General features: G+C 41.6%; 22 protein-coding genes. 21 read left to right on the top strand and 1 reads right to left on the bottom strand.

All coding sequences use genetic code 11. The features are described from left to right. Positions 1-491 precede the first annotated feature (491 nt). The 20 genes from FXF36_RS06125 to FXF36_RS06035 all read left to right on the top strand — a co-directional run bounded on the left by FXF36_RS06125 (position 492) and on the right by FXF36_RS06035 (position 18,065). Positions 492-1,022: a GNAT family N-acetyltransferase gene (locus tag FXF36_RS06125; RefSeq protein WP_151622953.1), complete on the top strand. Its 531-nt coding sequence runs from the start codon at positions 492-494 to the stop codon at positions 1,020-1,022. Positions 1,023-1,046: 24 nt separating this feature from the next. Next, positions 1,047-1,232, top strand: a complete 186-nt coding sequence (locus tag FXF36_RS06120; RefSeq protein ID WP_151622952.1) for a TIGR04076 family protein — start codon at positions 1,047-1,049, stop codon at positions 1,230-1,232. A 91-nt stretch (positions 1,233-1,323) separates the two neighbouring features. Next, positions 1,324-1,764, top strand: a complete 441-nt coding sequence (locus FXF36_RS06115; RefSeq protein WP_151622951.1) for a DUF5680 domain-containing protein — start codon at positions 1,324-1,326, stop codon at positions 1,762-1,764. Between the two features lie 32 nt (positions 1,765-1,796). After that, positions 1,797-2,333, top strand: coding sequence for a flavodoxin domain-containing protein (locus FXF36_RS06110; protein WP_151622950.1), 537 nt, complete (start codon positions 1,797-1,799; stop codon positions 2,331-2,333). 26 nt (positions 2,334-2,359) lie between these two features. After that, a complete protein-coding gene (locus tag FXF36_RS06105; RefSeq protein ID WP_151622949.1) occupies positions 2,360-2,674 on the top strand; it encodes a TfoX/Sxy family protein in 315 nt (104 codons plus the stop codon). Positions 2,675-2,703: 29 nt separating this feature from the next. After that, positions 2,704-3,069: an ACT domain-containing protein gene (locus tag FXF36_RS06100; protein ID WP_027438426.1), complete on the top strand. Its 366-nt coding sequence runs from the start codon at positions 2,704-2,706 to the stop codon at positions 3,067-3,069. Positions 3,070-3,089: 20 nt separating this feature from the next. Beyond that, on the top strand, positions 3,090-3,788 hold the full coding sequence (locus FXF36_RS06095) for a transglutaminase-like domain-containing protein (protein WP_524538437.1): 699 nt from the start codon (positions 3,090-3,092) through the stop codon (positions 3,786-3,788). A 669-nt stretch (positions 3,789-4,457) separates the two neighbouring features. Continuing rightward, complete coding sequence (gene ychF / locus FXF36_RS06090) at positions 4,458-5,558, top strand: redox-regulated ATPase YchF (protein ID WP_151622947.1); 1,101 nt, start codon at positions 4,458-4,460, stop codon at positions 5,556-5,558. Between the two features lie 10 nt (positions 5,559-5,568). Further along, entirely contained in the window at positions 5,569-5,808 is a 240-nt protein-coding gene (locus tag FXF36_RS06085; protein ID WP_151622946.1) for a polya polymerase, read from the top strand. A gap of 155 nt (positions 5,809-5,963) precedes the next feature. Further along, positions 5,964-7,184 (top strand): peptidase T, encoded by a 1,221-nt coding sequence (gene pepT / locus FXF36_RS06080; RefSeq protein ID WP_151622945.1) that lies wholly within the window; start codon positions 5,964-5,966, stop codon positions 7,182-7,184. Positions 7,185-7,366: 182 nt separating this feature from the next. Beyond that, positions 7,367-8,233, top strand: a complete 867-nt coding sequence (locus FXF36_RS06075; protein WP_151622944.1) for a YitT family protein — start codon at positions 7,367-7,369, stop codon at positions 8,231-8,233. A 15-nt stretch (positions 8,234-8,248) separates the two neighbouring features. Beyond that, entirely contained in the window at positions 8,249-8,875 is a 627-nt protein-coding gene (udk, locus tag FXF36_RS06070) for a uridine kinase (RefSeq protein WP_151622943.1), read from the top strand. 172 nt (positions 8,876-9,047) lie between these two features. After that, the gene (locus FXF36_RS06065) at positions 9,048-9,812 is read left to right on the top strand and encodes an ATP-binding protein (RefSeq protein WP_151622942.1); all 765 of its coding nucleotides are present in this window, start codon (positions 9,048-9,050) and stop codon (positions 9,810-9,812) included. A 183-nt stretch (positions 9,813-9,995) separates the two neighbouring features. Continuing rightward, positions 9,996-11,228, top strand: coding sequence for a 2-hydroxyacyl-CoA dehydratase family protein (locus tag FXF36_RS06060; RefSeq protein ID WP_151622941.1), 1,233 nt, complete (start codon positions 9,996-9,998; stop codon positions 11,226-11,228). Further along, entirely contained in the window at positions 11,185-12,735 is a 1,551-nt protein-coding gene (locus tag FXF36_RS06055; protein ID WP_151622940.1) for a 2-hydroxyacyl-CoA dehydratase family protein, read from the top strand. The genes FXF36_RS06060 and FXF36_RS06055 overlap by 44 nt, the downstream gene beginning before the upstream one ends. A 198-nt stretch (positions 12,736-12,933) precedes the next feature. Then, positions 12,934-13,722, top strand: coding sequence for an acyl-CoA dehydratase activase (locus tag FXF36_RS06050; RefSeq protein ID WP_151622939.1), 789 nt, complete (start codon positions 12,934-12,936; stop codon positions 13,720-13,722). A gap of 22 nt (positions 13,723-13,744) precedes the next feature. After that, positions 13,745-13,903 (top strand): hypothetical protein, encoded by a 159-nt coding sequence (locus FXF36_RS16245; RefSeq protein ID WP_167511305.1) that lies wholly within the window; start codon positions 13,745-13,747, stop codon positions 13,901-13,903. 8 nt (positions 13,904-13,911) lie between these two features. Continuing rightward, a complete protein-coding gene (locus FXF36_RS06045; RefSeq protein ID WP_151622938.1) occupies positions 13,912-14,631 on the top strand; it encodes a carbon monoxide dehydrogenase in 720 nt (239 codons plus the stop codon). Positions 14,632-14,635: 4 nt separating this feature from the next. Next, positions 14,636-17,515 (top strand): FAD-dependent oxidoreductase, encoded by a 2,880-nt coding sequence (locus FXF36_RS06040; protein WP_243143585.1) that lies wholly within the window; start codon positions 14,636-14,638, stop codon positions 17,513-17,515. A 205-nt stretch (positions 17,516-17,720) separates the two neighbouring features. Beyond that, the gene (locus FXF36_RS06035) at positions 17,721-18,065 is read left to right on the top strand and encodes a hydrogenase maturation nickel metallochaperone HypA (RefSeq protein ID WP_028243097.1); all 345 of its coding nucleotides are present in this window, start codon (positions 17,721-17,723) and stop codon (positions 18,063-18,065) included. Between the two features lie 53 nt (positions 18,066-18,118). On the opposite strand, the gene FXF36_RS06030 is transcribed toward FXF36_RS06035, so the two are convergent. After that, positions 18,119-19,087 carry a bile acid:sodium symporter family protein gene (locus FXF36_RS06030; protein ID WP_151622937.1) on the bottom strand — a complete coding sequence of 323 codons (969 nt, stop codon included), beginning with the start codon at positions 19,085-19,087 and terminating at the stop codon, positions 18,119-18,121. Positions 19,088-19,275: 188 nt separating this feature from the next. Between FXF36_RS06030 and FXF36_RS06025 the strand changes: the two genes are divergently transcribed. After that, on the top strand, positions 19,276-20,109 hold the full coding sequence (locus FXF36_RS06025; RefSeq protein WP_151622936.1) for a YitT family protein: 834 nt from the start codon (positions 19,276-19,278) through the stop codon (positions 20,107-20,109). Positions 20,110-20,221: the final 112 nt, after the last annotated feature.

Genomic DNA, 20,221 nt, shown 5'->3' with positions numbered 1-20,221 from the left:
TAGAAGCAAAAATGAATGTAGCACTGCCCCAGAGAAGAGAAAAGAGCAGTGCAAAAGAAGAAACCGCCACCAGCACTGTCCGAAACTAGAAAAAATGCCCAGGGTAGAGAAATAAATAGAAATGTGGTAATATACAAAAGGCTATGACCAAAAGTGTCATAAATATTGAAAATACAGTAAATCATTACTTTTAGAAGGAGATATAATTCCTTCCTTACATATCGTCACGTAAAATCACGTGAAGTGGTTTTAAATGGCACATGAATGGCAAAAAAATGGCACATATTAATCAATTTGGAAACGTTTCATGCCAAATATAATAGGTAAACCTAGGAGGGGTAGTAACACCTAGGTTTTTTACATAGGACAGTTATTTCGAAAGAGATAGCTGTTCTTTTTTATTATCACTTTTGAATTGTGTATTCCTTGCTGGATGAGGATTCTGTATAATTAAACATAAAATAATTTAGCTACAATAGGAGGGACATAATATGGAACGAAAAATTATTTTGGAAACAGAGAGATTGTTTCTTAGGGAAATGAATACTGATGATTTCGAGGCACTATACAAAGTCCTTGCCGATAGAGACATCATGCAGCATTATCCATATACCTTTGACGAGAAAAGAGTCAATGATTGGATTGAAAGAAATATGAACCGATATCATGAGAATGGTTTTGGGCTCTGGGCTGTATGTTTGAAAGATACTAGAGAGATGATTGGTGACTGTGGATTGACACTTCAGAATATTGAGGGGAAGATGCTCCCTGAGATTGGTTATCATATCCGCGCAGATCATCAGCGAAAAGGTTATGCTAAGGAAGCAGCAACTGCTGTACGAGATTGGGCGTTTGCAAACACGGATTACCCTGCACTCTATTCATATTGCAAATATACAAATGTCGGTTCTTATAAGACTGCAGAATCTATAGGTATGCATTTCGAGAAGGAATACCCAGATCCCGAAAACAAGATTACTCATGTATCGGTAATCTTTCGTGAAGAGACGACAGTCGCATAAATCGCAATTTATAGGAGGCTTGAAGTGGGTTATACAGATAACAAGGTAAAGGTTACAGTAGTAGAAAGTCATTGTCCAAAGTACAAAGTTGGAGATGTTATTCGTTTTATAGGCAGTGACCTTGATAAAGATAACAGTGATAATGTTTGCATGGTTGCAATGCAGGCAATAATCCTTTCATTTATGCTTTTAGAAGAGGGGGCAATTTAAAAAATGGACCTTATCAGTGTATTGATTGTGGAGAGACTGTAGTATTTAATATTGAAATTGAATCATAAAAATCGGCATTTGTGGGGGAATTATGGACAAGAATTTACTAGATTTTTTAATAACAGCTAAGAAGGCTACTTATGCAGGCAAAGGTGCTGAGACAACTTCATCAAGGATAAAATCGCATGATTTGATTTATGAAGATGGAGATTATATGTATTACGATACATATATAGGAACTGGCAAATTTGCTGGAGAAGAGGCTCTTTGGATTAAAGATGTTCCTTATTGGAGCATGAACTATATTGGTAGAGTTATTGGTGCCAATTTCAGTGGAGATTTTTTGAAAGAAGCGCTACTTCTAGTTCCAGAAGAAAAGCCATTCCGAGGACCAGCAGATTATACTAAAGGTGATTACACATATCATTGTGATGTAGATGGCTCGTTTGACTGGTTCCAGGGAAAAGAAATCATTAGTTATAAAGGCAATGAAATCTATGAATGTGTTTTTCATGGAGGTTTAGTCGAATAAGACAACTTCGAATTTCTCGGGGAGTAGATAATATGAATATAGTAATATATGGTTCTCAATATGGTACAGCAAAGCGATATGCTGAAGAATTATCAAATCGTCTTGGATTTGAGTTGAAATCATATGAGGAAGTGGCAGACGTCAATTTATACGATACAATTATTTATGTTGGTGCATTATATGCTGGCGGAGTACTGGGGATGAAAAAGACATTTAAAGGCATGAAGGATAGCAATGGGCATACGATAGTAATTGCTACTGTGGGACTTGCAGATCCAACAGACAAGACGAATACGGACACGATAAAGAAGGGCATGAAGAATCAACTGCCAACAGAAGTATATGATAGAGCTTCTATTTTCCATTTGAGAGGTGGAATAGATTATTCAAAGCTAGGATTTAAGCACAAAACCATGATGGGAATGTTATATAAAAAAGCTGTAACACTGCCAGAAGACAAGAAAACTTCTGAAGTAAGGGCAATGATAGAAACCTATAATAAACAGGTGGATTTTGTGGATTTAATCACGATAGAGCCAATTGTCAAAGCATGTTTTGAAAAATATTAGCAGGTTTGTTGAGAAGGAGGTTTTATATGTCTTCAAGTAAAGATTATTTGGAATTCATTTTAGAACAGCTATCATCACTTGATGAAATTTCATACAAGGCAATGATGGGGGAATATATCATTTATTATCAGGGTAAGATTATCGGCGGAATCTATGATGATAGATTTCTTGTAAAACCAACTAAATCTGCAAAACAGATGATGGCTAACGCTCAATATGAAACACCCTATGAGGGAGCCAAGGAAATGCTTTTGGTTGATGACATAGATAACAAAGATTTCTTGAATAAGCTTTTGAATTCTATGGTTGATGAATTGCCTGCTCCAAAGAAAAAGAAATAAGCAAATCCAATTTGTATGGGAGAACATGGATGGAACTGAAGAGAATAGATTGCAAACTAACAGTCTGTAAGGTAACTGAGGTATCAAGTATCAATTTAGAGTCGGATTTTTATTTTATTGGTAAGACAGATGAAGAGGTATCGTTAGTTTGTAAAACAGAAGATACTCCTATAAATACGGTGGAACGAGATGATGGATGGCGAGGTTTTCGCATTCAAGGAGTTCTTGATTTTTCATTAATTGGAATTTTGTCAAAACTTTCAGGTATTCTTGCAGAGCACAAAATTGGAATCTTTGCAGTATCGACATATAACACAGATTATATTCTTGTAAAAGAAGAAAATTTTGAGCGTGCATTGAACGTATTGGCTGCTGAAGGATATACAGTGGTATAACTTCAAATTTGTGGGAGGACATAATGGAACAGTACTTGCGAGAAACACAGATGTTAGATTATTCCAATAAAAGTATTCAAGAGTTAATTGAAAAACGGGGTTGGAGAAATCTAGATGAATACCAGCGGTTGAAAGCCATATATAATTATATAAGGGATGAAATTCTCTTTGGTTATAATATAGATGATTGTATTCCTGCTTCTAAAGTATTGGCTGATGGTTATGGTCAGTGCAATACAAAAGGGACTCTATTTATGGCGCTGCTCAGGAGTTGTGGAATTCCGTGTCGTGTGCATGGATTTACCATTGACAAAAAATTACAGGAAGGCGCTATGACAGGATTCGTATATAGAAATGCACCTCAGAATATTTTCCATAGCTGGGTAGAAGTATATTTTGAAGGAATATGGTATGAACTAGAAGCATTTATTTTAGATAGAGCGTATTTAGAAAAATTACAAGAGATGAATCTTGATTGTAGCGGTGCTTTTTGCGGTTATGGTGTGGCTGTAACAGATTTCAGAAATCCTGTAATTGACTTTGATAGGAATAATACTTACATACAGAGTGAAGGTATAAACCAAGACTTCGGGATATATGATTGCCCAGATGAGTTGTTAAAAGAGCATCATCAGGAAATGACAGCACTCAAAGCTTTTGCATACAGAAATCTCGGTAGACATTTGATGAATCGAAATGTTAGAAAGATTAGAAATTGATAATTTCCAATTAGTCGATCTAATTGAATATTGAACGTAACATAGAGCAGTTATCTCAAATTGAGATAGCTGCTTTTTTGTGAAGAGTTTTGTGGGTCCAGGCAGTACTAGAGAAGAAAATGCTTGCAGTACTGCCCTGGAGAAGAGAGATGAGCAGTACTAGAGAAGAAAATGCTTGCAGTACTGCCCTGGAGAAGAGAGATGAGCAGTACTAGAGAAGAAAATGCTTGCAGTACTGCCCTAGAGAAGAGAGATGAGCAGTACTAGGAAGAAAAATGCTTGCAGTACTGCTCTGGAGAAGAGAAATGAGCAGTACTAGGAAGAAAAATGCTTGCAGTACTGCTCGGGAGAAGAGAAATGGGCAGTGCTAGAGAAGAAAATGCTTGCAGTACTGCTCGGGAGAAGAGAAATGAGCAGTGCTAGACAGAAAAATGAATGCAGCACTGCCCAGGAGAAGAGAGATGAGCAGTGCTAGAAGCAAAAATGAATGTAGCACTGCCCAAAAGAAGAGAAGCGGGCAGTGCAAAAGAAAAAAATGCCACCAGCACTGCCCGAAACTAAAAAAATACCCAGGGTGGAGAAATAAATAGAAATGTGGTAATATACATAGGATTTAGACTAAATTTTAAATACGCAAGAATATTTATATATAGAAGGAGATATATTACTATGAAGCTTGGCATTGTTGGATTGCCTAATGTCGGAAAATCGACACTTTTTAATTCACTTACAAAGGCAGGAGCACTTGCAGCAAACTATCCATTTGCTACAATCGACCCAAACGTTGGTGTTGTATCAGTTCCTGATAAGCGTCTTGATGTACTCACAAAGATGTACAATTCAAAGAAGACAGTTCCAGCTACAATCGAGTTCGTTGATATCGCTGGTCTTGTAAAGGGCGCTTCAAAGGGTGAGGGACTTGGAAACCAGTTCCTTGCAAACATCCGTGAGGTAGATGCAATCGTTCACGTTGTACGTTGTTTTGAGGATGCAAACGTAGTTCACGTTGATGGTTCTATTGATTCGCTCAGAGATATCGAGACAATCAACCTTGAGCTTCTTTTTGCAGATATGGAAGTTATGGAGCGTCGTTACTCTAAGACAGAGAGAAGCGCTCGTATGGATAAGACACTTCAGAAGGAAGCTGCTATGCAGAAGCGTCTTTTAGATCACATGGAAGCTGGAAATATGGCAAAGACCTTCGAGCTTAACGATGAGGATGAGGAAGGCTACTTCAAGGAGTACAACCTTCTTACAGCTAAGCCAGTTATCTATGCTGCAAATGTTGAGGACGAGGACCTTGCAGATGATGGCGCTAATAATAAGAACGTACAGGCTGTTCGTGAGTATGCTGCAAAGGAAGGTTCTGAGGTATTCGTAATCTCAGCTCAGATTGAGCAGGAGATTTCAGAGCTTGAGTCAGAGGAAGAGAAGCAGGAGTTCTTAGAGGCTATGGGTCTTTCTGAGTCAGGTCTTGATAAGCTTATCACTGCATCTTACAGACTTCTTGGTCTTATCTCTTACCTTACATCTGGAGAGGACGAGACACGTGCTTGGACAATCAAGAAGGGAACAAAGGCTCCACAGGCTGCTGGAAAGATTCACACAGATTTCGAGCGTGGATTCATCAAGGCAGAAGTAGTTAGCTACGATGACCTTATGGCAAACGGTTCTATGGCTGCTGCCAAGGAAAAGGGACTTGTTCGTATGGAAGGTAAGGAGTATATTGTAAGTGATGGAGATGTAATCACTTTCAGATTCAACGTATAAGGAGGTTCATATGAAGATTACTAATATTAAGGACACAGAAGCATTCTTTAAGGTAATTGATAGCTGTGTTGGAACAGTTGAGCTTGTTACAAACGAAGGCGACAGATTAAATCTTAAGTCTAAGCTTTCGCAGTTTGTTTCTCTTGCAAATATCTTCCAGGCAGATTCAAGCATCATTCCTGAGCTTGAACTTATCGCATATGAGCCTGAGGATTCAAAGAGATTGTTAGACTTCATGATTAACCAGTAACTAGCAGGCAGGAGGGGCCCACTTGTGGGAGTTGCCTGTCTGCCACAGCAGGCCCATTGCCGAAGGCAATTATTCATGGGCCTTGCTTTCCCGATTATGTATGAAAAAAGTATTATAGGGCTCCGATAGCGGGCCCTATTTTTATGGAGAATAAAATGAGAGCATACGAAAGATTATTAAATTATGTAAAGGTTTTTACTACAAGTGATGAGGATAGCACTTCAGTGCCTTCTACAGCCCGCCAGTTTGATTTGGCAAAGCTTCTTGTTGAGGAGCTCAAGGGTCTTGGTGTAGAGGATGCACATGTTGATGACAAGTGCTATGTCTATGGAACTATCCCTGCAACAGCAGGCTACGAGGACAAGAAGGTTGTAGGCTTTATCGCACACATGGACACTGCACCGGATTTTTGCGGCGAAAACGTAAATGCGATAATTGAAGAGAATTATAATGGTGAGGATGTTGTCCTTGGAACATCAGGTCGTGTTATAAAGGTGGCGGATTTCCCACACCTTAAGACATTAAAGGGACGCACACTTATTCATACAGATGGTACAACTCTTCTTGGTGCAGATGATAAGGCTGGAATCGCTGAGATTATGACTTTTGTTGAGGAGATTCTTAAGAGTAATCAGCCTCACGGTAAAATCTGTATCGGCTTCACACCTGATGAGGAAATAGGCGCTGGTGCAGACCACTTTGATGTTGAGCACTTTGGAGCTGACTTCGCATATACTGTAGACGGTGGCGAAGAAAATGCAGTTGAGTATGAGAACTTTAATGCAGCAGCCGCTGAGGTTAAGTTTAACGGAGTAAATATCCACCCAGGTGATGCAAAGGACATTATGGTAAATGCAGCACTTGTTGCTATGGAGTTTAATGCACTCCTTCCACCTTCAGAGGTGCCATCACAGACAGAGGGTTATCAGGGATTCTTCCATCTTACAGATATGTCTGGTGATGTTGCTGAGGCTACACTTTCATATATTATTCGTGATCACGATGAAGAGAAGTTTGCTTACAAGAAAAAGATTATGGAGCACGCTTCAAACATCATCAATCAGAAGTATGGCGAAGGCACATGCGAGCTTAATATCAAGGATCAGTACCAGAACATGCTTGAGATGATTAAGCCTCATATGTTCTTAATAGATTATGCTTTCGATGCATTAAAGGATGCAGGAGAAAATCCAAAGGCTGTTGCAATCCGTGGCGGCACAGATGGAGCACGTCTTTCATTTATGGGTCTTCCTTGTCCAAACCTTGGTACAGGTGGATATAATTTCCACGGCCCAATGGAGCACATCACAGCCGAGGGCATGGATACAGTCGTTAAAGTGCTTCACGGAATCGTAAAGCGATTTGCAAATGACTAAAATATTTTAGGAGCCAGAAGGCAACAAGCAGGAATAGTTAAAGTCAGTTTGTAAGCAGCAAGCTCTTAGTGCTCTTTGCAAGAACATGTAGTTCGGCAAAGAGTATCTAAGGCTTGTAGCTGTAACAAACTGGTCAGAAAAGTTGGGGCTTGTTGGCTTGACTGGCGGACTAGGGGGAATATATGTCAGCTGAGAGACGAAAAGAGCTTTTAATTGATGTTTTAATGGATGCCTTGTCAGGCTTATGCATTGGTATCGCTTTGTATAATTTTGCAGCCGATGCAAAATTCCCATTGACAGGACTGACTGGTATCGCTATGATTTTCTATCAGTACTGGGGATGGAAAATCGGTATCGCTACAATCATCATGAACATTCCACTTATTGTGTGGGCCTACAAGGTACTTGGCAAGAAATTCCTGCTGAAATCCTTCAAGACTATGGCAATTGGCACAGTCATGATGGATTATGTTGCACCTCTTATTCCTAAAGTGGAGGTAGGGAATTTGCTTTTAAATGCACTTGTTGTTGGTGTATTTACAGGCCTTGGATATGCGCTTGTTTATATGCGCAATTCATCAACAGGTGGAGCAGACTTCATCATGATGATTATCAAGGCTAAGCATCCACATATGTCACTGGGAAGAATCTTCTTCATAGTGGATACAGTGATTATTGTTATCGATACAATTGCTTATGCCCATTCCTTTGAAGCGCTTTGCTATGGTTTTGTAATCAGCTATATTGGTTCACTTGTGGTGGACAAGGTGATGATTTCTGCAGATGCAGGTATGATGTGTATGATTGTCACCAACAAGGCAGAGGCTATTGCAGATGCAATCGACAAGGCTGTTGAGCGCGGTACAACTATTTTCACTGCAAAGGGTGGATACAAGGGCGACGAGAGACAGGTTCTGATGTGTGCCTGCTCAGACAAGCAGATGTATCAGGTCAATCGTGTTGCAAAAAAGATTGACGTGGACGCATTTATTGTCATAATGGAATCAAAGGCAGTGTATGGCGAGGGGTTCAAACGTTTCAAACCATAAGGAGTATTTATAATTATGTCAGAGAAAATTTGCGTTCTTGGTGTTGCAGGAGGTTCTGCATCAGGCAAGACTACAATCATCAACAAGTTACAGGATTTTTTTGGAGAGGACATTGCGGTTATTAGCCATGACTCTTACTACAAGGCTCATCCAGAGATGACCTATGAGGAGCGTAGCCAGCTGAATTACGACCATCCAGATTCCTTTGAATCTGACAGAATGGCAGAGGATGTGAGAAAGCTCATTAAGGGCTATGCTATCGATATGCCTGTTTATGATTATGTAAACCACAACCGTTCTAATGAGACTGTCCACATTGAGCCAAAGACTGTTATTGTCATGGAAGGTATTCTTATTCTTGAGAATAAGGAGCTCCGCGACTTGATGGATATCAAGATTTTTGTTGATACTGATGCTGACGAGCGCCTCATGCGCCGTATCAAGCGCGATATGATTGAAAGAGGTCGAAGCATTGAGTCAATCATTGATCAGTACTCAAAGACTGTTAAGCCTATGCACGAGGAATTTGTAGAGCCATCTAAGAAGCATGCTGACATCATCATCCCTCGTGGTGGAGAGAATGAGGCAGGCCTCGAGATGCTCATCACGTACATGAACAAAAAGCTGCACGTAGAGGAATAGAATTGTGCACTTTGATATTTACGCCACAGGTGTTTTTGTTTATTCAACCAAAAATGCCTGCGGCCTTTTTTAATCCTTTTTTTTGGAATGCTTCTATGCTAGAATGGAATGGCAATAATTGATAAATTTTTATCAATATGTAGTAGTTCTATTAAAGGGAGAAATAATTAAAATGGGAAAAAAGCCTATAGTGTTGGCTGTTGCTGGTAAAGGTGGAGTAGGTAAAACTTCGCTTGCATCGGTGATGGTCAAGTTGTTAGTGGAAGCTTATCCTGACAAGAAAATCTTAGCAATTGATGCGGATCCAGCTGTTGGTTTATCTACAGCACTTGGCGTTGAGCCAGAGCTTACTCTCGATGACATTCGTAAGGAAGCTGTTGAGGCCGCTGAAAACGGAGATGCTAAGGCAACCGTTGAGGTCCTTGGTGAAGCAAGATATCGTATCTTCGATGCTATGGTTGAGATGGATGGCTTTTCTTTTATTGCGATCGGACGCCCAGAGGCAGCTGGTTGCTACTGCAAGATTAACACATATCTTAAAGAGGTCATTGCACAGGTGGCCGATAATTTCGACTATATAGTCATCGACGGCGAGGCTGGAATCGAGCAGATTAATCGCCGCGTCATGGAAAAGGTTACTCACCTTGTTCTTATCACAGATTCTAGTAAGAAGGGCTGTGGCGTTGTAAAGACTATCAAGGAAGTGGCAGACAATCTTGTAATGTATGACAAAATCGGTGTGGTTGTGAATCGCGTGCCTTCCGAGGATGTTTTGCAGTACATGGATTTAGCGGATATTCCACTTTTAGGATGGATTCCTGCAGACGCAAATCTTACAGAGCGTGATCTCAAAGGAGAATCCGTATTCTATATCCCAAGCGAAGCACCAATCGTAACAGGTTTACGTAGCTCATTGGAGAAGATGGGAGTAATTTAATATTTATATTGAGCCAAGCAAAAGATAGATATATACATTCAAAGAGACCTTTAGGTGCCATCCCTACTTAGATGGCAGTTTACTGGCATCTTATGTAGGGCAATGAGCACCGCAAGAGCGAAAGCGCGTCTCTGGAATGTATATGTCTAGCTTGCGCTAGGCGGACTAGGGAGAATTATAAAAATGAAGGATTTAAAGCATCTTTATTATTTTGAGAATCTTCTCATGGATGCTGACAATGAGCTGGTTAGACAAGCTCAGGCTGATGGCAGAATTTGTGTGGGTTCAGTGTGCTATCAGATTCCTGAGGTTCTCATGAACCTTGGCAATGCATTTACTGTTAGACTTCGTGCACCACGCACAGGTTCTATGGAAATGGGAACCTATTACCTTACCAGTTTGCTTTGCGAGTATTCGCGAGCATTGCTTGAGCGTGCCATCGAAGGTGGTTATCAGTTTTTAGATTGTCTTATGGCTCCAGATGGCTGCACCATGATCAACCGTTGCGTTGAGAACATGGAGCTTTTGAAAATCAATGAGAAGGAACATTTCTTTTATAAGTACTTAGAGGTTCCAATGAAAGCAGATGATAATGGCCTTAACCTCTATGTTAGTCAGTGCAAGGAAAAGATTCTTACGCCATTACATGAAAAGTTTGGCATTGATATTAGTGATGAAGCACTCAGAAAATCAGTGGAAGAGCATAATAAAATCTGCCGCATCATTACTGAGCTTGGAAACTTCCGTAAGGAAGAAAAGCCTCGTATCACAGGGTATGAATTCCATATTATTACTATGTGTACTTATGTGTGTCCACAGGACCTTCTCCTAGAGAAGCTTGAGGAGACACTTGAGGAAGTTAAGAATCGCCAGCCAGATGAGAAGTGGCCATATCGTGCAAGAGTTGCAGTGGTTGGTTCAGAGATTGACGATATCGATATGATTAAGCTTATCGAGGATTCAGGTGCTTACGTATGCGCCGACAGATTCTGCTTCGGTTCATTACCAGGCCGCGAGGAAATCATCCTTAATGATGATGAGGATGTTCTCACTCAGATTTGCCGTCATTACATGATGACATGCATGTGCCCACGTCATATGGATACACCTAAGATGAATAGAAGACGTGAGTACGTAGATGAAATCGCAAAGAAATATAAGGCCGATGGAATCATCTACGAACAGATGAAGTTCTGTGATCCATGGGCATATGAGAGAATGGTGGGAAGCCATGTGCTTCGTGAGGAGTATGGTTACCCAGTTCTTACAATCGATAGACCTTATGCAGTAGGCAATTCGGGACAGATTCGTACCCGCGTTCAAGCCTTCGTGGAGAGTATCGAAATTAAGAAAATCCAAGGAGGAATCAAGAGTGGGGAAAGCAATTGGAAGCTCTCAACTAGGGAAGCTTTATAGTGGTGACAAAAAAGTATTTAAACATAGAGAGTGGAGAGGTATCAGGGACACTTGGTACGATTACACCAGATGGCTGGGCATTATGGCCATGCTTGGTAAATTCATGCTCCACCCAAAGAACGTAAAGGGCTTCTTCAGATATCGTTGGATGCAGAATTATTTGGCAGTTCCAATGATGATTGATAAGCATTCCATGGGACTTCGTGGAACACAGCTTCGCATCTGCCGTGAGGAATATGATTTGGTTGCAAGCGATGTTGCGAAGCTTTTGACCAAGATTTTCTCAATGGACCAGAACCTTGGCGCCAGCCCAGAGGCTTCAAAGCATGTAGTCCTTATGGATGAAAACGAAATGACAAACATCATGTGTGGATTCCCAAATCTTGAGGGACTCAGCTGGGAGACAGCAAGCTGTTACGTTTGCGTACTCCTTCAGGGAGATGCCATGACACACTATCTTGATGTAGTTCAGGAATGTGGTATGCCTGGTGATGTTTGTCCAATGCCAGCATCTGAGGCTGGTATTTGTATCGATGGTGATATGCCAATCTTTGGTAAGTGTGCTGTTCAGTGTAACACTACCTGTGATGGTTCACTTATGGGAAATGGTGTTATTTCAAGAGCACTGGAGCGTAATGGAATTCCGGTTCATCAGCTTGCTACACCACTTCGTCACACTGAGCCTGGTGTTCAGGAATATGCTGCCCAGGAAGTTAGAAATGCTATCAAGTTCATCGAGGAACAGACAGGCGAGAAGTTCGACTGGGATTACTATTTCGAGTGTGCTAAGCGAATCAACATCGGTGCAAGAGAGTGTTCTGAGTGGCTTGAAATCACAAAGACAGATTATCCACAGGTTGTTGGTAATAATATTTTGCTCTATCGTGAGACAGAGTACATGGCAATCGCAGGAAAGGTTCCAGCCTTTGCCACTCTTGATAAAAAGATTACAAAGATGGCTACAGAAGCCTACAAGAACAAGAACATGCTCGCTAAGGAATACCGTCATCGTGCGGTAATTTGGGGAGTTCAGTCTCAGTTCTACACAGATTTCGTTGCATGGCTTATGAACTGTTGGGGAATTCTTCCAATGTTTGATATGCTTACAATGGTTTCTCTTGATCCGATTTCAGAGGATGATAAGGAACAGGCTATTTACGATATGGCACATCAGTATGAAAACATGATTATGAGAAACCGTACTCATGGTGGTTATGAGGTTCTTCTTGACGATCTTTGGAGATATTGTGAGGAGTTCTGTGCAGACATGGTTATCCTTTGGGAGCACATTGCCTGCAAGGCCCTTGATGGTATGCACGGTATGTTCGAGCAGCAGGCTCGTGAGCATGGCATCAAACTCGTATGGGTTAATCATGACCTCTACGACCCACGCGTCATTCCACGTAAGAACCTTCGCCAAGACGTAAACCGCTACATGCGCAGCGTCCTCCGCGAAGAGCCTCTCGATCCTTCATTAGAGGACTACGATGATACTAACTTGTGGTAAATACGTATTTTAAATTATTTAGACGAGTCGAAAATTTGGGGTGACTGTATTTCTTCAAGGAGACCTTTAAGCACCATCGTTACTTATAAGGTGCGAAGCAGCTTATTACGTAACGTAATGAGCGCGACAAGAGCGAAAGCGTGTCTCCGGAAGAGATACAGGCAGCACAAATTGTAGACGGACTAGGAGAATAGAAAAATGAGATATTTTGGTGGTTGTGACTCAGGTAGTACTTATACTAAATGTGTCATTATTGATGAGAATGGAAAGATGGTAGCAGACGTTACCCTCAAGAGCCGCATCAATGCAGTGCTCTCATGCCAGGATGCCCTTGACCAGGCAGTGGCTCAGGTTCCAGATTTAAATAGTGCCCAGGACTTAACTTACCTTGTAGGTACTGGTTATGGTCGTAACAAGGTTCCATTTGCAGATGAGAACATTTCAGAGATTAGCTGCCACGCTATGGGTGTTCACGTAGCTGACCCGAGCGTAAAGGCTATTATCGATATCGGTGGACAGGATGTTAAGGGTATCGCAGTTGATACTGATGGTACAGTTCTTAACTTTGCCATGAATGATAAGTGTGCTGCCGGTACAGGCCGTTTCTTCGAGGCAATGGCAAGAGCATTTGAAATGGATTTAGACGAGTTCTCATGCCTTTCACTTAAGGCAAAGAATGTTATTCCAATCACAGCTCAGTGTACAGTATTTGCTGAGTCAGAGGTTATCTCACTTGTAGGTGAAGGTAAGCCTATGGATGAAATCGCAGCAGGTATTGAGCTTTCAGTTGCTAAGCGTTGCTTTGTAATGTCAAAAAAGGCTGGTGCTGTAGACCACATCACACTTACTGGTGGTTGTGCAAAGAATGCAGGTCTTAAGGCTGCAATTGAGCAGGTTCTCAAGCTCAAGGTTACAGAACTTCCAATTGACCCACAGCTTATGGGTGCACTTGGCGCAGCCGAGTTCGCACGTCAAAAAGGAATGTAATCCGCCAGTTAAGGAGTTTATTATGTTGAAAGTACTTTTAATAATTGCAATCGTATTTGTATGCTTATTCGTGTTATCGCTGATTGTATACTTCTTCAATTTGGATATGAAGCTTACAAGCGCAATTCAGCCGCTTATTGCGAAGCACTACGATAAGATTAAGAGAGATAGAAAGATTTAAAAAGTCAAATGAAGTTATATGACGAAAGTATAAAGTCGTTGTTGGATTCAGTTGATTTCTCTGAAGCCCGAAAGCTTGATATCGTAAATACGAATTGGGAGGATGTGGGAGACCATAATCTCATCCTTCGTGCAGATATGGCTTTTGAGCTTGGAGGAGGAACTTATCCTGCAGTCAGTGCCATGGGTGTCACAAGCAACAGTGAATTTGTTCCAGCGGATGAGGTCATTTTGATTGGTCCAGATTTGAAGGACATCAAGGCTGACCAGCCATATGCCAGAATTTCAATTGTTCGTGTGGATGATGCAAACATGGGTGATGGCAACGCACTTTATAATGCTATTAGAAAAATTGAATATGTGAGATATCACATTAATCCAAAGGGCTACATGACTCGTATCTCTGCCAAGGGTGGTAGAGAGCCGGTTCGAGTTTCTGCTGAGGCCATCAAAGAAGGTCTCGGTTTCGCCCAGGTAGGAAAGCTATTTTTAGACACCTACCATGAAAATCAAAATATCGAAGCTGTAAAGCTCATATTTATAACTGATCCGAATTTCGATTACAAATCACTTTCGGAGCGGGCAAAGCATCTTGAAGATATCACTGGCACCATAGATCATATCTTCAAGAATGTAACGATGGACTGCGGAAGCTGTTCATTACAGAAGATTTGCGATGAGGTTGAGGGCCTTCGTGAACTTCATTTTAAGGAAAGAAAGGGAGTATAAGGAAATGCCAGAAATGAGTAAAGCAATTATCCCACCACACATGGGGGATAAGGAGCCAAGCAAGAAGATTATCGAGCTTGGAAGAAAGATTACAGACGTTATGCCACACAAGATGTTTGGTGTAAAGGTTGAGGATCCAGAGTACTGGGGTCTTGCAGAAATCGTAACAGAGGAGATGGCTGAAGTTGGCCTTACAATGAAGGTTCGCCATCACTATACATTTGATGAACTTTGCAAAATGAATCCTGAGAAGGCAAAGGATAAGGAGGCTTTCCAGAAGCTTCTTGATGATATGTCATACATCGGTCTTTTAGAGTACGATTATGGCAATCACTACGATCACAACGGACGTACAGCTCCACAGTCAGAGAGAAGATACACACTTCCTATCTTCGTTCCAGGTTCTGCAGAGCTTTTCAACATGGAAGAGTCAGTTCCAGGTGAGCGTTCAAACAATAGATTAAAGCAGCACCCAGCTGTTGCATCATTCTTTGAGAGAATGACATATTTACCACTTGATGGACTTACACACCTTATCCCACCAGGAGGTGCTGGTGTAGGTATGCACGTTATTCCTGTAGAGAAGGCTATCGAGTTCGAAAATGAGAAGCTTGACCTTGAGCAGATTTCATATTGGCTCAAGAAATACGAAGGCCACATCGGTGTAGGTCAGTGTTCATGCCGTGTATCACGTGCCTGCCTTGAAGAAGGCTGCGGTGATGATGAGATGAATTGGTGTATCGGTCTGGGTGATTTCGCAGATTACTGCCGTGAGACTGGTAAGGGTCACGATATCACATACGAAGAGGCTATGCGTATCGTTGAGCGTGCTGAGACACTTGGTTACGTTCACCAGATCACAAACATCGATGGTGAGAACAAGATCTTTGGTCTTTGCAACTGTAACGTAAACATTTGTAACGCCCTTCGTACATCACAGCTTTTCAACACTCCTAACATGTCACGTTCAGCTTACACAGCACACGTTGAGGCAGAGAAGTGTGTAGCTTGTGGTAAGTGTGTTGAGTACTGCCCAGCTGGTGCAGTTAAGCTTGGTCAGAAGCTTTGCAAGAAGGACGGCTCACAGGTAGAGTATCCAAAGGTAGTTCTTCCAGACAGAGTTCACTGGGGCAAGGATAAATATGACGAGGATTATCGTGATAACAACCGTAAGAACTGCTACGAGACTGGTACAGCTCCATGTAAGGTAGCTTGTCCTGCTCACGTTTCTGTTCAGGGTTATGTAAATATGGCTAAGGAAGGCAGATATGAGGATGCTCTTGCCCTTATCAAGAAGGACAACCCTTTCCCAGCTATCTGCGGTCGTGTATGTAACAAGAGATGTGAGGCTGCTTGTACTCGTGGTACAATCGATGCTCCTGTTGCTATCGACGATATTAAGAAGTTTATTGCTGAGCGCGATCTTCACGCTGAGACAAGATACATTCCACCAATCGATATCCCTTCAAACCGCTTAACACAGTGGGATGACAAGATTGCTATCATTGGTGCAGGTCCTGCAGGTCTTTCTTGCGCTTACTACCTTGCAACAAAGGGTTACAAGCCAACAGTATTCGAGAAGAACAGTCGTCCAGGTGGTATGCTCACATGGGGTATTCCAACATGGAAGCTTGAGAAGGATGTTGTTGAGGCAGAAATCGACGTTATCCGTCAGCTTGGTGTTGAGATTAAGTGCAACGTTGAAGTTGGTAAGGACATCACTCTTGATGAGCTTCGTGCTCAGGGCTACAAGGCATTCTATGTTGCAATTGGATGCCAGGGCGGAAAGATTCCACCAATTCCAGGAACAGATGCAAAGAACGGTATCGACATCGCTGTTACATTCCTTCACAAGGCACTTGAGGATCAGAGCCAGAAGATGGATGGCAATGTAGTTGTTGTCGGTGGTGGTAACGTAGCTATCGACTGTGTACGTACAGCTGCTAGATTTGGTGCTGGCAACCCTCAGATGTTCTGTCTTGAGTCAAGAGATGAGATGCCTGCAAACAATATCGAAATTACAGAGACACTTGAAGAGGATATCGCAATCAACAATGGTTGGGGTCCAAAGGAAATCCTTAAGGATGCTGAGGGCAATGTAGCAGGTATCGTATTCAAAAAGTGTACATCAGTTAAGGATGCTGAGGGCAAGTTCAATCCACAGTATGATGAGAACGAGACTATGACAGTAGAGTGCAAGAACATCATCTTCGCTATCGGTCAGGGTATCGAGTGGGGCGGACTCCTCGGTGAGAACGAGAAGGTTGAGTTCTGGCATGGAAATTACCCAGTTGCTGATAAGCTCACATACCAGACAGCACAGCCAGATATCTTTGTTGGTGGTGATGTTTACTCAGGTCCTAAGTTCGCTATCGATGCTATCGAGGCAGGTAAGTGCGCTGCTGATTCACTTCACAGATTCGTACAGCCAGGCTGCTCTATGACAATCGGAAAGAACCGTCGTGACTTTATCGAGCTTGACAAGGACAACATTCTTGTGGAAGAATATGATACAGCAGGACGTAATGAGCCAGCTATTGATACAAGCATTGATATGAAGCATTCATTCAGAGACGCACACCTTACTCTTACAGAGGAGCAGGTTAAGGCAGAGGCTAGCCGTTGCCTTAAGTGTGGTGCTTCTGTAGTTGATGAGAATAAGTGTATCGGATGTGGTGTCTGCACAACTAAGTGTGCATTTGACGCTATCAAGCTTCACAGAACTCATCCAGAGTGTACACACATGGTCCCATCTGAAGATAAGTTCAAGCATATCGGTGCATACGCTATCAAGCGTGCGGCTAAGATTGCGTTCTCAAAGAAGTCAGATGCTGAAAAGCAGGCTGAGCGCGAGCACAAGGCGTATAAGAAGGCAAATAAATAGTCTTCAGGCCTTTGATTAGCCAGATATATACAAAACTTACACAACCTTGGCAAGCGCGAGCAGGGGATACCGTGCCGAGCGAGGGAGGACCTACGCCGGCGGGAGGACCCTCGCGAGAGTGCGGAGGGTGCCCTGCGGGAGCTTGAAAGATTAGATTTGTTTTGTATATATATGGCGTCTTAGAGTTAGAGAGGAAGTATAAATAATGCATGAATTAGGTATTGTGTTTCATGTAGCGAAACAGGTAGAGGAAGTTGCTATTGAGAACAACGCTGAGCACATCAACGAGGTAGTGCTCTCAATCGGTGAGGTTTCCACAGTCATTCCAGATTATTTGATTGACTGCTGGGCTTGGAATGCGAAAAAGTACCCAAGACTTGATGGCAGCAAGCTCACTTGCGAAACAATTAAGGCTGTGACCTTCTGCGAGGATTGCAAGCAGGAGTACGAAACAGTTGCCCACGGTAAGACCTGTCCACATTGTGGCAGCGGCAACACATATCTTGTCACAGGAAATGAAGTTATTCTTAAAGAAGTTATAGCTGATTAATAGAAATCCCACGGCATCTGCCGTGGGATTTTTGCAATTTACAATAAATTAATCTACATTTCGATTTTGAGTTTGCGTACAACAGCAACATCCTTCTCCTCAGTCATTCTGCGGTAGATGTTTGCAAGCAAAGCGCCTGAGATGTTGTGCCATACAGAGAAGATGGCGCCAGGTACTGTGGCCATTGCAAGATTAGGAAATGCTGTGGCTGCAAGTGAAGTAGCAAGTCCTGAGTTTTGCATTCCAATTTCAACAGAAAGTGCCTTTTTCTTAGCAAGTGGAAGTTTAAGGGCTATTCCAAGGAGTAATCCGCAGCTATAACCAAGAAGATTATGAAGGATTACAACTACAAAGATTACAGCGCCAGTTGTAAGAATCTGCTGTGAGTTGTGAGATACAACGGCTGCAACAATCAGTGTGATTGCCAGCACTGAAACAAGTGGAAGTGCTTCCTTTACCTTAGTAGTGAATTTTCCAAAGAAGTGGTTAATGACGAAGCCCAGTGCGATTGGAATGATAACTACCTTGATAATTGATAGGAACATAGCAAGCACATCAACAGATACTGTTGTGTGAAGGAATAAATATGTGATAACAGGTGTAAGCAGTGGTGCAAGAAGAGTGTTTACGCTAGTCATGCCAACAGATAAAGCTACATCACCTTCGCTAAGATATGTGATGACGTTGCTGGATGTACCACCAGGACAAGTTCCAACTAGAATAACACCTGCAAGCAGTCCAGCCTCAAGACCGAAGGTCTTTCCCAGTATAAATGCAAGCAGAGGCATTATTGTGAATTGGGCAATACAGCCAATAAGAATATCCTTTGGATGAGTGAATACTAAAACAAAATCTTCAGGCTTAATTGTAAGACCCATTCCAAACATGACTATCATAAGGAGATAGTTAATCCAACTAGTCTGAATCCAAAGGCATGTGCCTGGCTTAAAAAGAGCCAGCGCTGCGACTACAAGTACAATGATAGCCATGTACTTTCCGATAAAGCTACTGATTTGTTTCATAACATAATTCCATCCTTTCTTATAAATAATAGTTTAACGCTTTAAAGTGATAGCGTTATAAACAAAATAGCACTTGTTAAAATATTTTTCAATAAGTGTGAGACACATCTGTTGATATGGGAAATATTGTTAGTTATAATTTTTAATAAGAATGAATTTTACAGAATATTTACAATAGAAAGGTATATATGAAGAAAACACAAGGGATTTTACAGTACATATTTATTATAGTTGGAGCCATAATGGCCAGTTTTTCAGTCGCACTGATTATATTGCCAAATGACGCCATTGATTATGGAACAGCAGGGGTTGCCATCATTATCAGCAAGCTTACTGGGCTTTCACTGGCGCCTCTTGTATTTTTAGTATTTATACCTTTTATAATAGCAGGACACGTAGTGCTTGGAAAAAGCTTCACTATCAAAGCTACAGTCGGTTCTTTGACCTACACTTTGGGAATACATTTTTTCGAGGAGATTCCCTTCGAGCTTAACACCGAGCATTTCCTTGCAGTTGCTTTTGGTGGGGCAATCCTTGGGGCAGGCCTATCCCTTATCCTTCGAAATGGTGGATGTATAGATGGTTCTGAGATATTAGCCAACATAGTTGTTAAGCGCCTATCTGATAAAACAGGTCGAAATTACAGCATGACTCCCGTTTTGCTTGCATTCAATGCATTAGTTTATTTCACAGTGTTTTTCACGATAGATATGACAGCGGCATTGCTTAGTCTTTTGGTTTATGTGGTGGCTACCACTGTTATCGATCATTACACAGACCATTTCGAAGCCATTAAGCAGGTTACCATTATCACCCAGGACCCAGATAACATTATTGCTGACATAAAGAAACAGCTGAACAAAACCTGTACCATCATGGACTCTAGAGGTGCAATCGCTGGCGAAAACAATACATTAATATGCTATATAAGCTACTTCGAACTTCCAATAATGAAGGACATTATCTCTGCTAATGCTGGAAGCTTTAGTACAGTGTCTACAATTGATGAGATATTGAGGTAAGAAGTGACTGATTCTAGGATTTTTGGGTATTTTATATAATAATTGACACCGCTTTTTATTAAAAGTAACATATTGCACAGAGTAAGTGTAAATGGTATCTTAATATGCGTAT

The organism is Pseudobutyrivibrio xylanivorans, assembly GCF_008935055.1.
GTDB classification, from domain to species: domain Bacteria; phylum Bacillota; class Clostridia; order Lachnospirales; family Lachnospiraceae; genus Pseudobutyrivibrio; species Pseudobutyrivibrio xylanivorans_A.
This window is presented reverse-complemented; position numbering and strand designations above follow the sequence as displayed.